12 protein-coding genes, 1 tRNA gene and 1 pseudogene are annotated in these 15,255 nt (G+C 64.6%); 10 read left to right on the forward strand and 4 right to left on the reverse strand.

The window, feature by feature from the left end; all coding sequences use genetic code 11:
• Positions 1–89 precede the first annotated feature (89 nt).
• Positions 90–1,886: an NAD(P)-binding domain-containing protein gene (locus tag AC0NIH_RS04350; RefSeq protein WP_473460723.1), complete on the reverse strand. Its 1,797-nt coding sequence runs from the start codon at positions 1,884–1,886 to the stop codon at positions 90–92.
• Between the two features lie 282 nt (positions 1,887–2,168).
• Entirely contained in the window at positions 2,169–3,113 is a 945-nt protein-coding gene (locus AC0NIH_RS04355) for a MurR/RpiR family transcriptional regulator (RefSeq protein ID WP_023780908.1), read from the reverse strand.
• Between the two features lie 313 nt (positions 3,114–3,426).
• On the opposite strand from AC0NIH_RS04355, the gene AC0NIH_RS04360 reads away from it, so the two are divergent.
• From AC0NIH_RS04360 to AC0NIH_RS04380, 5 genes and pseudogenes are all read left to right on the forward strand, one after another.
• On the forward strand, positions 3,427–4,260 hold the full coding sequence (locus tag AC0NIH_RS04360) for an ABC transporter ATP-binding protein (RefSeq protein ID WP_473460726.1): 834 nt from the start codon (positions 3,427–3,429) through the stop codon (positions 4,258–4,260).
• On the forward strand, positions 4,257–5,111 hold the full coding sequence (locus AC0NIH_RS04365; RefSeq protein WP_224689567.1) for an ABC transporter permease: 855 nt from the start codon (positions 4,257–4,259) through the stop codon (positions 5,109–5,111). The genes AC0NIH_RS04360 and AC0NIH_RS04365 overlap by 4 nt, the downstream gene beginning before the upstream one ends.
• 64 nt (positions 5,112–5,175) lie before the next feature.
• A complete protein-coding gene (locus tag AC0NIH_RS04370; RefSeq protein ID WP_473460728.1) occupies positions 5,176–6,339 on the forward strand; it encodes an ABC transporter substrate-binding protein in 1,164 nt (387 codons plus the stop codon).
• A gap of 341 nt (positions 6,340–6,680) precedes the next feature.
• On the forward strand, positions 6,681–7,769 hold the full coding sequence (locus AC0NIH_RS04375; RefSeq protein ID WP_473460730.1) for a Gfo/Idh/MocA family protein: 1,089 nt from the start codon (positions 6,681–6,683) through the stop codon (positions 7,767–7,769).
• Between the two features lie 212 nt (positions 7,770–7,981).
• Positions 7,982–9,424, forward strand: a pseudogene (locus AC0NIH_RS04380) (amidase).
• Positions 9,425–9,629: 205 nt separating this feature from the next.
• Here AC0NIH_RS04380 and AC0NIH_RS04385 read toward each other — a convergent pair.
• Positions 9,630–10,874 (reverse strand): M24 family metallopeptidase, encoded by a 1,245-nt coding sequence (locus AC0NIH_RS04385; protein ID WP_473460732.1) that lies wholly within the window; start codon positions 10,872–10,874, stop codon positions 9,630–9,632.
• 171 nt (positions 10,875–11,045) lie between these two features.
• Between AC0NIH_RS04385 and AC0NIH_RS04390 the strand changes: the two genes are divergently transcribed.
• The gene (locus tag AC0NIH_RS04390) at positions 11,046–11,792 is read left to right on the forward strand and encodes a hypothetical protein (RefSeq protein ID WP_473460734.1); all 747 of its coding nucleotides are present in this window, start codon (positions 11,046–11,048) and stop codon (positions 11,790–11,792) included.
• 158 nt (positions 11,793–11,950) lie between these two features.
• Here AC0NIH_RS04390 and AC0NIH_RS04395 read toward each other — a convergent pair.
• Positions 11,951–12,025 (reverse strand) — tRNA-Gly (locus AC0NIH_RS04395).
• A 213-nt stretch (positions 12,026–12,238) separates the two neighbouring features.
• On the opposite strand from AC0NIH_RS04395, the gene AC0NIH_RS04400 reads away from it, so the two are divergent.
• From AC0NIH_RS04400 to AC0NIH_RS04415, 4 genes are all read left to right on the forward strand, one after another.
• A complete protein-coding gene (locus AC0NIH_RS04400) occupies positions 12,239–12,736 on the forward strand; it encodes a prolyl-tRNA synthetase associated domain-containing protein (RefSeq protein WP_287271925.1) in 498 nt (165 codons plus the stop codon).
• An 84-nt stretch (positions 12,737–12,820) separates the two neighbouring features.
• Positions 12,821–13,831: a thioredoxin gene (gene trxA, locus AC0NIH_RS04405; RefSeq protein ID WP_473460737.1), complete on the forward strand. Its 1,011-nt coding sequence runs from the start codon at positions 12,821–12,823 to the stop codon at positions 13,829–13,831.
• Between the two features lie 134 nt (positions 13,832–13,965).
• Positions 13,966–14,637, forward strand: coding sequence for an LON peptidase substrate-binding domain-containing protein (locus tag AC0NIH_RS04410; RefSeq protein ID WP_023769036.1), 672 nt, complete (start codon positions 13,966–13,968; stop codon positions 14,635–14,637).
• A gap of 165 nt (positions 14,638–14,802) precedes the next feature.
• On the forward strand, positions 14,803–15,042 hold the full coding sequence (locus tag AC0NIH_RS04415; RefSeq protein ID WP_023769037.1) for a Trm112 family protein: 240 nt from the start codon (positions 14,803–14,805) through the stop codon (positions 15,040–15,042).
• The last annotated feature ends 213 nt before the right edge of the window (positions 15,043–15,255 follow it).

The following is a 15,255-nucleotide window of genomic DNA, read 5'->3' on the forward strand; positions in this document are numbered from 1 at the left end:
TACGGCCATTGTAGCGGAAAATCCTCCTCGCATCTCAGACTTTGCGAGAGAATTCGATCCAGGGTGCTGGTCCAGAGCGCCGGCTCGATTCAGGTCCGACGCGAAGCATTGCTCGGCTTCCCATAAACCGGGGTTGCGATACCCTCCATCCGGGCCTTGATCTGCAGCGCCACGTATTTCGAATAGAAGCGCGACAGCGCCAGATTGCCGCCGTGGAACCAGAGCGCTTCCTGTGCCGTCGGCTTCCACATGTTGCGCAGCTCTCCTTGCCAGGGGCCGGGATCGCCCTTGACGCCCGAGCCGAGACCCCAGCACGGGCCGACCTTGTCGGCGACCTCGCGCGAGACGAGTGCCGCGACATTCTCGTTCATGGACTGGTAGCCGGTGCAGGCGACGATGGCGTCGGCCTTGAGTTCGCTGCCGTCCTCGAACAGAATGCCGTTCGGCGTCAGCGACTTGATGGCGACGCCACTGCGGATGCCGATCTTGCCGTCGATGATCAGGTCCGAGGCGCCGACATCGATGTAATAGCCGGAGCCGGTGCGGTAGGCCTTCATCAGCAGGCCGGTCTCGTCGTCGCCGAAATCAAGGGCGAAGCCGGCGGCGCGCAGGCGGTCGTAAAAGGCGGCGTCGCGCGCCTTGATCACCTCGTAGAGCGCGCGCTGGCCCTTGGGCACCAGCGCGAACGGGGTCGAGGCGACGATCATGTCGGCCTTCTCGGTGGTGATGCCGCGCGCCAGCGCGGTCTCCGAGAAGATCTCGAAGCCGACCTCCATCAGCGTGTCCGATTTGACCACGGTGGTCGGCGAGCGCTGGATCATGGTGACATCTGCGCCGCTTTCCCAGAGGTCGACGCAAACATCATGCCCCGAACTTGCCGCGCCGATGACCGCAACCTTTTTGCCGCGGAATTTCTCGCCGCTGGCATACTGGCTGGAGTGCAGCAATTCGCCCTTGAACCGGTCCGCGCCGGCCAGGTCGATCTTTCGGGGCGGGCCATAGGCGCCGGTGGCGAAGACGATGTGCTTCGGCTTCAGCGTGATCTGCCGGCCGACACGGTCGACCACCACGGTCCAGACTTTTTCGGCCTCGTCATAGGAAGCGCTGAGGCATTTGGTGGCGACCCAGTAGTTGAGCTCCATGACGCGCGTGTACATTTCCAGCCAGTCGCCCATCTTGTCCTTGGGCGTGAAGACAGGCCAGTTCTCCGGGAACGGAATATAGGGCAGATGGTCGTACCAGACCGGGTCGTGCAGCACGAGCGTGCGGTAGCGGTTGCGCCAGGAATCGCCGGGCCGCGCGTTCTTCTCGATGACGATGGTGGGTACGCCGAGCTGCCTGAGCCGCGCGCCGAGCATGATGCCGCCCTGGCCGCCGCCGATGACCAGGCAATAGGGCTGCTCGGATGCGCCGAGCTCGCGCGTCTCGCGCGCCCGCGCCTCCGACCAGGTCTCGCGCTCGGGGTCGGCCTTGTGGCGCACGCCGAGCGGCCGTTCGGCGCCCTTGCGCTCCTCGAACCCCTTGAGATCGGTCATCGCTGTGAACAAGGTCCGGCAACGGCCGTCGCGCAGGCGCACGATGCCCTGTCCCCAGGCCACCGCCGTTTCGAAGCTGAACCACGCCTCGATCGTGCCTTCGTCGGTGGTCGCCTCGCCGGTGAGCTGCCATGCGGTCGACTTCGTGGTGGCGAACGTTGCCTCGAGCATGTCGGCGATCGCTTCGCGGCCTTCCATGGTGGTGACGTTCCAGGTGAAGGTCAGCAGATCGCGCCAGTAGCAGTCGTCGACGAACAGGTTGCTTGCTGCCGAAACGTCACCGGCCGCGAGCGCGCGTGCCAGGGATTCGAGCCATGCGGCTGCCTGTTTCGTCGGTGCTATTTCGAGCATGTCTTTTCCTCTTTCCTCAGCTTGGTATCGCGCGGTCCTTCCTTTTCCCCTTGCGGGGTGAGAAGCGGTCTGCGTAGCGGACGAAAAGCCAATTGCTTGGCTTTTCGAGCTTCGAACGCCCGGAGCCTGCGAAGGGCCGGGGGGTGGCCGATCCACCCCGCCGGGTCCCCGCTGCTTCGCAGCGTCCCAGCGTTCGCCGCCTTTCATCGTGCCACCGGCACGATGAATTCGCTGCGCGAACCAGCTGCTCACCCCACAAGGGGAGAAGGTGGAAGATGTGCCCTAATCTCCCAGCGGCTCCATCTCCTTGCCGGTGCGGTGGATCTGGGCGTTGTACTTGATGCGGCGCACCGTTTCGCGCGCCGAGGCGTCGAGCTTGTAGGCCGCGGCGACGGCGAGCAGGTCGATCATGGCCAGAAAGGCATAGCGGGAGGCGGTCGGCTTCAGCGTGTCGGGATATTCCGGCACCGCGACCGTCAGCCTGACGTCGCAGGCGCGCGCGAGCTCCGTGTCGGGCGCGGTCACGCCGACGGCGTTGGCGCGGTAATGCTTGGCGAGTTCGACGGCCTCGATCACCTCGCGCGTGCGCCCGGTCGCAGAGATCGCGATCACCAGGTCGCCGGGTTTCAAGGTCGAGGCGGTCATGCGCATCAGATAGGGGTCGCACTGGGCATTGACCGTGATGCCGTAGCGAAACAGCCGGTACTGGGTTTCCTGCGCCAGCGCCGAAGAGCTGCCGCCCAGCCCGAACACCGTGACCTGGCGCGCCTTGGCGATCAGCTCGGCGGCCTTTTCCAGTTCAACCGGATCGAGCTGCCGCTCGGCCTCCTGCAGCGCCCGGCGCGCCTCGCCGAACACGGCATTCCAGAATGGCATGCCGTTGCCGCTGCCCGGCGCCGGCGACTTGGCCAAATAGAGCGCGCCGACGACGAGGCTCTGAGCCAGCTTGAGCTTGAAATCGCGCACGCCCTCGCAGCCGATGGCGCGGCAAAACCGCGTCACCGTCGGTTCGCTGACCCCGGCGCGCTGGGCAAGGGCGGCGTTGGAAGCGTCGACCGCGTATTTGACATCGTCGAGCACGACATCGGCGACGCGGCGCTCGGCCCGGCGCAACTCGCTGTAGGAATCCTTGACCAGCGAGATGATGTCGGGAATGCGCCTGACAGGCTCGCGCCCATCCTGGTCGTGATCTGGAACAGGCTCTTCGTGGCTGGCAGCTTCGGTCATGAAGTGGGTCTTCCTCCGCCCCTTTGGACCTGACCTCTTATCACGTTTGAACGCTGTCGTTCCATGCGCCCGGCCACGGTGCAACCGTTGCGTGCCGCAAAGGCATGTTCGCGCTCCTCTCGACAAGTATGTAGGAAAGCAACACGGAATTCAAGACGTAGAAAATATTGCAAAAACAATTCCATAGCCTTTAGGTGGAATTTTGATGATACGGTTGCCACCGCCGGTGCTTGACAGCAAAGTAGGATAGTTACAGACTGATTTTCGGCAGTCCGATGACCATTGGGATCATCACGCAGTCTCCGAGGGGCGGATGAACGCGGGCGAGATAACAACGCCGAAGCTTGGCGTGCAGGCAGCGACCAAGATCTATCACACGGCGTCCGGCGACCTGCTGGCGCTGGACCGCTGCAGCCTCGATGTCCGCGCCAATGAAATCGTCTCGATCGTCGGCCCGTCCGGCTGCGGCAAGACCACGCTTTTGTGGTCGATGTCGGGCCTGCACAGCCTGACCAGCGGCGAAATCCGGCTCGACGGCAAAGAAATCACCGGGCCGCATCCCGACATCGGCATCGTCTTCCAGGAAGCAAACCTCCTGCCGTGGCGCAATCTCGACGCCAACATCCGCTTTCCCTTCGAGATCAAGGGCGAGAAGCCTGACCGGGCGTGGATCGCGCATCTGCTCAACCGGGTCGGGCTCGACGGCTTCGGCGGCAAGTTCCCGCGCGAGCTTTCGGGCGGCATGCAGCAACGCGCGGCGATCGTGCGGGCGCTGGCGCTGAAGCCATCGGTGCTTTTGATGGACGAGCCGTTCGGCGCGCTCGACAGCTTTACCCGCGAGGAGATGAACCGGCTGGTCGAGGAGATCTGGCTCGACACCAAGACTACCATCGTCTTCATCACCCACAGCATCGAGGAAGCGATCTTCCTCTCCGACCGGGTGGTGGTGCTGAGCGCGCGGCCGGGCAGGGTTGCCAGGGAATACCGGGTGCCGTTCGCGCGGCCACGCTCACTGGAAATCATGGCGACCAAGGAGGTCTTCGACCTCACCAACCGGATCAAGATGGACATTGTCGGCGAGCGCGCCAGGCCGAAGCCGCCGGAACAGGAGCGCACCAGCGCCGAGATCGTGAGGATCAGGCCGTGAGCGACGCCATCCCGGAATTCTCCAAGTCCAAGTCGGGCACCAAGTCGGGTGACGGCCACGATGTCAGCCTGACCAATTTGTCGGCCTTCGCCAGCGGTCCCGGCATCAAGTCGGGCAAGGAAGTGGCGGCAATCCTCGCTGTCGCGGTCATTATCATCGGCGGCATCGAACTGGCGCTGCGGCTGTTCCATGTGCCGCTCTACATCATGCCGCCGCCGAGCTCGATTGCCTATGCGCTGTTCGACGAGTTCCCGCTGATCGCGCCGCATCTCGGCTACACGCTGGTCGAGCTTGTGTCCGGCTTTGCCATCGGCGCCGTCGTCGGCCTGGTGCTGGCCGCCGTCATCACCCAGTTCCCGTTCGCGGAAAAAATCGTCGCGCCTTACATTTTGCTGCTGGTCACCACGCCGATGCTGGCGCTGGTGCCGCTGCTCATCCTGCGCTTCGGCTTCGGCTACACGCCGCGCATCATCGCGGTGGCGCTGGCCGCCGGGCCGATGGTGATGATCAATGCCGCCACCGGCTTTCGCCGCGTCGACAGCGCCAAGATCGCGCTGGCGCGTTCCTATGGCGCCAGCACCTTGCAGATCTTTTGGAAGATCCGCGCGCCGATGGCCCTGCCGATGATCCTGGTCGGCCTGATGATCGGCGCCATCTTCGGCCTGCTCACCGCCGTCGGCGCCGAGATGGTCGGCGGCGGCTTCGGCCTCGGCAACCGGCTGACCACCTATTCGTCGATGATCCAGATGCCGCAGTTCTTCGCCGTGGTGCTGATCCTGTCGACGCTCGGCATCCTGATCTACGTGCTGTTCTTCCTGATCGGCAAGAAATGGGCGAGCTGGGAGGCATGAGGGTTTAAAGCAAGACGCCCGGGAGGCGGGCGGCAGACTGACGTCAAACAAAAAGGGGAATGCCATGACCAAAGACGATTTCGTCCAACAGGCGGGAATGAGCCGCCGCACTTTCCTGCAGGTGACCGGCGCCGGCCTGGTGACGGCGACGGCGCTTGGCGCCACCGGCTTCAAGGCGCGGGCCGAGGCCTATGGAAAATTCACCTGGATATCGCCGCGCGGCACGCTCGAAGTGCTCGACGACTACCCCTACTGGGCGGCCAAGAAGGCCGGCTATTTCGACGGGCTGGAGACCGACATGCAGCCGGGGCCGTCGGATGGCACCGCGACGGTGAAGTTCGTCGATGTCGGCCAGGCCGACATGGGCTTCCCGTCGCCCGGCGTGTTCTCCTTCGCCATCCAGAACGGCATGAAGCTGAAGTCGGTGTTCCACATGGGTGCGCGCGACACGTTCAGCATCGCCTTCCGCAAGGGCGAGGGGTCGAACGATTTGAAGAAGCTCGAAGGCAAGACCATCCTGCTCGGCTCCGCCGCCTGGCAGTCGATCACCGATCCGCTGCTCGCCGCGCAAGGCGTCGACATCAAGAAGGTCAAATATGTCGAGGCCGGCTGGCCGACCTGGGGCACGGCGCTTGCCGGTGGCCAGGGCGACGCTGCCTTGTCATGGGAGGGGCTGCGCGCCGAATGGATCGCCAAGGGCCTCGACTTCGAATACTGGCTCGGCGTGAAGAACTCCAAGCTGCCGGCCAACACCTTCGTGGTGCGCGCCGCCGACCTCGAGGATCCGGACAAGAAGGCGTTCCTGGAAAAATATCTGCGCGGCTGGGCGATGGGCCTGGAGTTTGGCTATCAAAATCCACGCGCGGCCGTCGAAGCGGTGTTCGAGCAATTCCCGACACTGGCCAAGAATCTCGGGCCGGGGCTCGGCACCACCTCGATCCTGCAGCAGATCAACGTCTTCCGCGGCGACATGGACAAGCGCGGCGGCTGGGGTTCGCACGACATGGCGAGCTGGCAGGGCTTCTTCGACGAGATCCACAAGATCGGCCAGATCACCAATCCGGTGAAGGCCGAGGATGTCTGCAGCAACGACCTCATTCCCGCGGCCAACGACTTCGACAAGGCCAAGGTCAAGGCCGATGCCGACGGCGTCAAGCTCTCGGAAGGTTTTGCCGCGCTCGATGTCGAGAAGATCAAGGCGCATCTGTTCGATTCGGCGGTGAAGTGAGGGCTGCAACCGAGGTGAGCGCCGCCCTTGGCCCGCTTTGGCTCCTTTCCTCTCCCTCCGGAGGGGGAGAGGTGGCGCCGCGCAGCGGCGACTGAGTGGGGGAAGGCGTTCGCCAAACGCGCAGTCGCTGACCTGAGACGGGCGGCGAAGGTCGACCCCCACTCCGTCGAGCTTCGCTCGACACCTCTCCCCCGATCGACGCGGGAGAGGAAGGGAGCCAAGGCGGGCCAAGGGCGGTGGCGCTGACCTGAGGTGATTGTCCCGGATAGACATACGAGCGGCAGCCGATCGCCGCGCACATTCAATGAAGAATTGGTCAATGAAGAATTTGGGAGGCTGAAATGGCCGACAAGGTAAAAGTGCTGGTGGTGGGTCTCGGCAATATGGGCGCCTCGCACGCCAGCGCCTATCACCGCTCGGACGGTTTTCAGATCGTCGGCATCATGAGCCGGTCGATCAAGAGCAACACGAAGATACCGGCGGAATTAGCCGGCTATCCGCTTTACGAGGATTTCGACCTGGCGCTGAAGGAAACCAGGCCGGACGCCGTGTCGATCAACAGCTGGCCAAACACGCACGCCGAATATGCGCTGAAGGCGATCGCGGCCAATTGCCATGTGTTCATGGAAAAGCCGCTCGCCACCAACATCGAGGACGCCGAAAAGGTCGTGGCCGCCGCACGGGCGAAGAACCGCAAGCTGGTGCTCGGCTATATTCTGCGGGTCCATCCCTCGTGGATCAAGTTCATCGAGGTCGGCAAGACGCTGGGCAAGCCGCTGGTGATGCGCCTCAATCTCAACCAGCAGAGCAGCGGCACCGCCTGGCACTGGCACAAGAACCTGATCGATTCGCTGATCCCGATCGTCGATTGCGGCGTGCACTATGTCGACGTCATGTGCCAGCTCACCGGCGCCAAGCCGGTGCGCGTGCACGGCATCGGCGCCAAGCTCTGGGCCGAGGCCGACAAGCAGAATTACGGCCATCTGCACGTCACCTTCGATGACGGCTCGGTCGGCTGGTACGAGGCCGGCTGGGGGCCGATGATGAGCGAGACGGCCTATTTCGTGAAGGATGTGGTCGGGCCCAAGGGCGCGGTGTCGATCGTCGCTGGCCAAGCCGCGAGCAATGACAAGGACGCCGAAGTGTCGAACTCGGCCGACATCGACCGCCACACCAAGACCGATGCGCTGAAGATCCACTATGCCTCCCTCGACGCCGACAAGAATTTCTCCAAACCGGACGAGATCGTCAGCATGGAGGACGAGCCCGGCCATCAGGAACTGTGCGACCGCGAGCAGGCGTTCTTCCTGCGCGCCATCCGCGAGGATCTCGATTTGACCGAGCAAATGGATGCGGCGGTCAACAGCCTGCGCATCGTGCTCGCCGCCGAACAGAGCATCGCGCTGGGGCGCACCGTCGAGCTGGCCTGACGTCGCGCTAGCCCCCTCATCCGGCCGCTTCGCGGCCACCTGTGCCGGGGCGAGTCACCGGCCTCGCCCGTCCTTCGGACCCCCGTGGGGGAGAAGAGGGAGGCGCCAGCGCGAGACGGTCTCCCTCCTCTCCCCTCGGGGAGAGGTCAGCCGAGCGAAGCGGAGGCTGGGTGAGGGTGAGTCACTCAGATCCGACATAAAAGGAGCAATACATGGCCGCCGTCACCGACAGCTTCCTGAAAACCTATGCCGAGTCCGATGCGCTCGATCTGACGGGACTGGTGCGCGGCGGCCAGGTCTCGCCGGCGGAGCTGGTCGAGGCGGCGATCACGCTGGTCGAGCGGCTCAACCCGGCGCTCAACGCGGTGATCCATCGCCTCTACGACATGGCCCGCGCGCAGGCGCAAACGGTCGACAGATCGGCGCCTTTCGCCGGGGTGCCGTTCCTGCTCAAGGAACTCGCCTCGTCCTGGACTGGCGCGCCGAACACCAATTCCTGCTTCTACCTGAAAGACATCGTCGCCGACTTCGACACCGAGGTCGTGCGCCGCATGAAGGCGGCGGGGCTGGTGCTGGTCGGCAAGTCGAACGCACCGGAGAACGGCTGGTCGATCACCACGGAGCCGAAACTCTACGGCGCGACGAAAAACCCGTGGAAGGAGGGCATCACGCCCGGCGGCTCGAGCGGTGGCGCGGCGGCGGCCATCGCCGCGCGCATGGTGCCGATCGCCGAGGCCAGCGACGGCGCCGGTTCGATCCGCATTCCGGCCTCCTGCTGCGGCATCGTCGGCTTGAAACCGTCGCGCGGCCGCGTCAGCCTCGCGCCGTTCGGCGACTATTGGTATGGCGGCGCCTAGTTCCTGTGCTGCTCGCGCAGCGTGCGCGACACCGCAGCCTATCTCGACGCGGTATCCGGCGCGCTGCCGGGCGACCCCTATACGCCGCCGGTCCCGGACGGCTCCTGGCTCATCCTGTCGGCGCGGGCGCCGAAGAAGCTGCGCATCGGCTTTTCCGTGACGCCGCCCAACGGCACGGCGATCGACCCGGAGGTGAAGGCGGCGGTGCTGGCGACCGTCGCGATGCTTGAAGGGCTGGGTCACGACGTCGAGGAGCATGACATGCCGTTCGACGCCAATGGCGTCTGGGCGACTTACACCAACATGACCTGCGTGCAGACGGCGGCGACCTTCGCTTACCATGAGACGGTGATCGGCCGGCCGGTAACGCCAGATGACGTCGAGCCGGTGACCTGGGCGATCATCGAGCGCGGCCGTGCGACCAGCGGCATCAGGCACATCAGCGATGTCGAGCAGCTCCGGCAGGTCGGCCGCGACATCGTCGGCGATCTCGGCGCCTACGATCTCTTCATCACGCCGACGCTGACCCAACTGCCACGGCCGTTCGGCTATTACGATATGTCGGAGACCGATATCGACCGCTACAACGCCAAATGGACGGATGCAGTGTTTGCCTTCCCCTTCAACATTTCCGGCCAGCCGGCGATCTCATTGCCGCTCGGCTGGTCGAAAGGCGGCGTGCCGATCGGCGTGCAACTGGTCGGCCGCTATGGCGACGAGGCGACGGTGCTGGCCGCGTCGGCGCAGTTGGAGCAGGCGATGCCGTGGAGGGAGAGGCGGCCGGCAGTGAGTGGTTAGTTGGCTAGGCAATCGGCGTCGAGTTCCGTGGCGCCCCCCTCTGTCCTGCCGGACATCTCCCCCTCAAGGGGGGAGATTGGACGTTTCGGCGCCGGCTCGTCTTCTTGCAATGTTGAAAATTGGCGAAAGCGGTCACGGCAGCCGATCTCCCCCCTCGTGGGGGAGATGCCCGGCAGGGCAGAGGGGGGCGCCGTAGAGTGGCGGCCTACCCAATCGTCTCCAGCCGCCTCGGCAGCCGGTTCATCGGCCTCGGCCCATCCGGCGTGATCAGGAACTGGTCTTCCAGGTTGAAGCTGGCGAGGCCGTCTATATAGAGCGGGATTTCGAAGGCCAGCACCATGCCGGCCTCGATCTCGACATCGCTGTCGGCGGCAATGAACGGCCATTGTTCGGAGAAGACCGATTGACCGACGCTGTGACCGAAATGGCCGCGGTGATAGGAGCGCAGCCCTTGCCGCGCCAGGCTTTCGGTGGTCACGCGGTGCACATGGGCGAGCGTGTTTCCCGGCACGAGCGCGGTCAGCCCGTCATCGAAGGCGCGCTCGGCGATGGCGTGCAGTTCCGCCTGGTCGGCGGAAGGCGACCCGAAAGTGAAATTGCGCGACATGTCCGAGGCATAGAACCCGACCGTGCAGACCATGTCGCACTTCAAGGGATCGCCGGCCGTTGCCTTGGGGTCGGCGCCCTTGGCCCGGGCGCCCAGCGTCACATATTCCGCCGTCGCCACCGTATGGGACAGCCCGGCCGCCGCGTCGGCGACGCCTTGCCGGTAGAGCGCGACGAGATCGGCCTGGCGCATGCCGCCCATCGCATCCACCTGCAGCCGCTCCAGCCCGGCTTCCGAGAGAAAAATGCCTTGCTGCAGGAGATCGATCTCGCGCTGCGATTTGATGGCCCGCAGCCTGTCAAGCACCGGCGAGCCGTCGACCATCGGGCAATCCGGCAGCAGCGCCTGGATGGCGGCGAAATCGGCGGCGGGGATAAAGTCGAGGTCGACGCCCAGCGTCGCGCGCGCCAGTCCGAATTCGGCGAGCAAGGCCTGCAGCTGGCGCACCGAGCCGGCGAGGTCGAAGGTGGCGGGACGGGAGAAATCGGGCGCGCGGCCGAGCGAGGCGAGGCCGGCCTCGATGCGCTCGGCTAGCGGGAGGCTCTGAGATCCTGTCTCGACCGGTGCGGATTCGATCCAGATGGGGTGCGAGCGCATCACCGCCTTGGGCGCCGCGGTCCGCAGCTGCGCCGCGTTGAAGTCGGCGACCACGACGCCGATCGGCAGGTCCTGCCGGGCCGGGATGACGACGAAGCCGCCGCCGGCACGCCGGAACAAGCCCGCCGGGCCGATCCAGGCGCCGGTCGCATAGTGGAACGCCTCGGGCGCTGAGAGCACCAGCGCCGCGATGCCGGCCCGTTGCATCAAATGCGCGGCGCGCTGGCGGTCGACAAAGCCGGTCATGTTCTTTCTCCGCGTGCTTGAAGCGGCAACGGAGCATTGCGGGTGCGGACAATCAAGCAGGTTGCTCGAACTTCATCATCCTGAGCGGAGCAGCCGCAAGGCGGCCTCGTGGAAAGCTCGACCGAGACAAGAATGGCATTCCATGTCAAACTTGCGCAGGGGGGAGATTTCATGAGGATCGACAAAGCCGGTGCCCTGAAAAAGACAGCCATGGGCCTGTTGGGACTGGTCGTCGCCATGGCGGCGGGGTGCGGTTCAATCGACTATCAGAAACTCACCACGGGTCACCTGTCGGGAAGCCTTTTCGTCATGTGGGTCGGTGAGGGCAACAGTTCGGGCGACGGAAATTTCCTGTTCGTGCCCGACCCACGAGATCCATTGATCTTCCATCGATCGGATCCGTCTGCTCCGGGCAGCACGATCCAGCCGGGTCTCATGTACACGGATGGCGGTTCGATCCCGAAAATCGCGCAGGTCTTCAAGGGGCTGTCGCCTTGGGGCTACGCGCCGGCCTACATGATCCATGATTGGGTCTTTATCGCCCATCATTGCATAGTGGACGGCAGCAGCGAGAACCGGTTCGACCAGGTTCGCGACGTAGAATTCGACGATTCCGCCGCAATTCTCGGCGAAGCGATCAAGGCGCTGATCAAGGCTCGACAGGTGGCCCCCAACGACGTGGCGCCAAACGCCATAACGGCTGCCGTCGGAAGCGTCGTCGCCAGGAACCTTTGGGATGAGAAAGGCGCTTGCAGGTCCCTGCAGGTCAGCGCGAAGGACATCGCCGCCGCGGAGGCAGCCATACCGGGATCGACCAGCAAGGCACGGAATTTGAGGGCTTTCCAGGTTCCGGAGACGATCGCGCCCGCAATTCCCCAGGCAAAGCCGGCGAAGATCGTGGCTCGCGTGACATTTTGAGCTGATCCGTGCAAATGCCGGCCGCTGCTGGTCACCCTGCCTTTGGTCCGCCCAAAGGCTCGCTTTTCCGGGCTTTTCCGGTTTCCGCCCGGATAAAACGAAAAGGCCGGACAATAGCCCGGCCCTTTTTCGTAGATGCTTGATTCCCTGAAGGAAATTGGAGCGGGTGAAGCGATTCGAACGCTCGACCCCAACCTTGGCAAGGTTGTGCTCTACCCCTGAGCTACACCCGCTCACACGGCGTCTTGGCCGCAAGCCGGGCCTATATGGCTGAAGAGCGCGGCGATTGCAACAGGGAATCGCGAGCCTTTTTACAAGCTCCGGGGTGATGCCGGCAAACCGCCGGCTCGGCGCGGATTTCACCGTCGCCTTGCGCGATGGTCTTGTGTCTGCCGCCTCATTGGCCGTAAACGGCAAGGCAAGCAAACGGACGAAGAAGAAGATCGATGCCGAAAACCGAAGCCGAACTTTTTGCATTCCTGGCCGAACTCGGGATCGCTGTTTCGACGATACGCCATCCGCCGCTCTACACGGTCGCCGATTCGCAGGCGCTGCGCGGCGAAATCGCCGGCGGGCACACCAAAAACCTGTTCCTGAAGGACAAGAAGGACAATTTCTTCCTGGTCACCGTCGGCGAGGACGCCGTCGTCGATCTCAAGCAGATCCACCAGCTGATCGGCGCCGCCGGCCGGGTTTCGTTCGGCAAACCGGAGATGCTGATGGAGCTTCTCGGCGTCGCGCCGGGCGCGGTTACCGTGTTTGGCGTCATCAACGACAGGGAAAATAGGGTCAAGCTGGTGCTCGACAAGGATTTGATGGAGCATGCCGTCATCAACGCGCATCCGCTGACCAATGAAGCGACGACATCGATCGCGGCGGCCGACCTGATCAGATTCGTCGAGGCAACCGGGCATGATGCTGCTATCTTGAAAGTCTCGGCGTGATCGCCACATGGATGGCGAAACCGACTTCCAATGAAGACTTTGCGTCGACCCGCGGGCCGGCGGCGCAACCGAAAGGGTGACGAGATGAGCGACAACAATCCGTTTGGCGGGTCATTCGGCAGCAATGGCGGCCAGTATTCGCCCTCGGTCCAGTACGGCGGAACCGAGCCCGCGCGCGCGAAAGTCGCGCTTGGCGATGCGCCCGCCGGACCTGTTGCTGCTGGGGATGTCATCAAGGACACCACGACCGCCGCCTTCGCCGCCGACGTCATCCAGGAATCGCGCCGCCAGCCGGTGCTGGTCGATTTCTGGGCGCCGTGGTGCGGGCCTTGCAAGCAGCTCACCCCGCAGCTGGAAAAGGCGGTCAGGGCCGCCGGCGGCAGGGTCAAGCTGGTCAAGATGAACATCGACGATCATCCCTCGATCGCCGGCCAGCTCGGCATCCAGTCCATTCCGGCGGTCATCGCCTTCAAGGATGGCCAGCCGGTCGACGGCTTCATGGGCGCCATCCCCGAGAGCCAGATCGCCGAATTCATCACCAAGGTCGGCGGCAAGGGCAATGGCGCGCAGGCCGTGGCCGAGGCGCTGGCGGCGGCGACCGAGGCGCGCGACGCCGGCGACATGCAGACCGCCGCCGATATCTATGATGCCGTGCTGGCGCAGGCGCCGGATACGATCGAGGCGATCGCCGGGCTGGGCGAGCTGCTGTTCGAGGCCGGCGACACGGACGGCGCCGAAGCGCTGCTGGCGACAGCACCGGAGGCCAAGAAGGATGCGCCGGCGCTTGCCGCCGTGCGCGCCAAGATCGCGCTGGCCGCGCAAGCCGGTTCGCTTGGCAATCCGGCCGAGTTCGAGCGCCGGCTGGCCGACAATCCCAACGACCATCAGGCGCGTTTCGATCTGGCCATGATCCAGAACGCGAGGGGCGAGCGCACGGCGGCGGCCGACAATCTGCTCGCCATCATCAAGACCGACCGCGCGTGGAACGAAGACGGCGCCAAGACGCAATTGCTGCAGTTCTTCGAGGCCTGGGGCATGACCGACGAGGCGACGCTGGCCGCGCGGCGCAAATTGTCGTCGCTGCTGTTCTCCTGAGCCGGTTATCGGCTGTTTTGTCGCACAGGCTTGCGAGATCAGGCCAAAGCGCCAGATAGGTCAGGCTGGAACTTGGCAGGCTGGAACCAGGCAGAGTTGACGCGCTTCCTTGTGGAAGCGATCGGAGGAACGAGGTGCAAGCGGGAAACGCGCATTACCGGCTCGCCAAGGATTTGCCGTCAGCGATCCCGATCTTTCCGCTCGAGGGGGCGCTTCTGCTGCCGGGCGGCCGCATGCCGCTCAATATCTTCGAGCCGCGCTACCTGCAGATGGTGGACGAGGCGGTTGCCGGTTCGCGACTCATCGGCGTTATCCAGCCCCGCCTCGACGGCGCGCTGCGCGACGATGGCGAGCCGGAGCTCTGCAATGTCGGCTGCGCCGGGCGCATCATCGCCTTTTCCGAGACCGGCGACGGCCGCTACCTGATTTCGCTGCAGGGCGTGTGCCGGTTCCGCATCGCCCACGAACTGACGGTCAAGACGCCGTTTCGCCAGGCCAAGCCGGCGCCTTTCCTCGCCGACCTCGATGAGGACCAGGCGGCGGACGAGATCGACCGGCCCGCGCTTTTGAGAGCATTTCGCGCCTATCTGCAGGCCAATGACCTGGAGGCGGACTGGGAAAGCGTCAGCCGCGCCGAGAACGCCATGCTGGTCAACGCGCTGTCGATGATGGCGCCCTACGGGCCGGCCGAAAAGCAGGCGCTGCTCGAAGCAGCGGACCTGAAGACGCGCGCCGAAACGCTGATCGCCATCACGGAGATGGCGCTGGCGCGCGAGAATGAGGATTTTGGTTCGAGCCTGCAGTAAGATGCGTCGATATCCGGGTGATGCCGGCCGCAAATGGCGGTTTGCTGCGCTTCCGGTGCTCACGTACGAAAGTACGCTCCGCTCCGGTTCTCGCAAGCCTCCATTTTCGACTCGGCCTGACCCGGATCTCAACACATCTTCTGCGTGAAGCTGGAGGAGAGCGCGATGGCGGATGGGCGTGACGGAAGGAAAACCACTGTCGACCCCAAACTGCTGGAACTCCTGGCCTGCCCGCTGACCAAAGGGCCGCTGGCCTGGGATCCGGAGCGGGGCGAGCTGATCTCGCGGGTCGCCAAGCTCGCCTATCCGGTGCGCGACGGCATCCCGATCATGCTGCCATCGGAGGCGCGGACGATTTCGGCGGAGGATGTGCTGTCGCCGCCGAAATTGGGTGGGCCGTCGTAAATTCGAACATATGCGACGAGAAGATTGCCAGAGGCTAGCGGGACAGCGCCCCCCTCTGTCCTGCCGGACATCTCCCCCACAAGGAGGGAGATTGGCTGCTGTCTCCGCTTTCGCCAATCTCCAGCGTTGAAAGACAGGCCGGCTGGCGAAGCTGCCGATCTCCCCCCAAGTGGGGGAGATGTCCGGCAGGACAGAGGGGGGCGCTGTCCCGCC

This window comes from Mesorhizobium sp. WSM1386 (assembly GCF_055901595.1).

Coding starts and splice junctions, on each gene's coding strand:
- AC0NIH_RS04350 (WP_473460723.1), bottom strand. CDS start 1,886: ATGCTCGAAATAGCACCGACGAAACAGGCAGCCGCATGGCTCGAATCC.
- AC0NIH_RS04355 (WP_023780908.1), bottom strand. CDS start 3,113: ATGACCGAAGCTGCCAGCCACGAAGAGCCTGTTCCAGATCACGACCAG.
- AC0NIH_RS04360 (WP_473460726.1), top strand. CDS start 3,427: ATGAACGCGGGCGAGATAACAACGCCGAAGCTTGGCGTGCAGGCAGCG.
- AC0NIH_RS04370 (WP_473460728.1), top strand. CDS start 5,176: ATGACCAAAGACGATTTCGTCCAACAGGCGGGAATGAGCCGCCGCACT.
- AC0NIH_RS04375 (WP_473460730.1), top strand. CDS start 6,681: ATGGCCGACAAGGTAAAAGTGCTGGTGGTGGGTCTCGGCAATATGGGC.
- AC0NIH_RS04385 (WP_473460732.1), bottom strand. CDS start 10,874: ATGACCGGCTTTGTCGACCGCCAGCGCGCCGCGCATTTGATGCAACGG.
- AC0NIH_RS04390 (WP_473460734.1), top strand. CDS start 11,046: ATGAGGATCGACAAAGCCGGTGCCCTGAAAAAGACAGCCATGGGCCTG.
- AC0NIH_RS04400 (WP_287271925.1), top strand. CDS start 12,239: ATGCCGAAAACCGAAGCCGAACTTTTTGCATTCCTGGCCGAACTCGGG.
- trxA (WP_473460737.1), top strand. CDS start 12,821: ATGAGCGACAACAATCCGTTTGGCGGGTCATTCGGCAGCAATGGCGGC.
- AC0NIH_RS04415 (WP_023769037.1), top strand. CDS start 14,803: ATGGCGGATGGGCGTGACGGAAGGAAAACCACTGTCGACCCCAAACTG.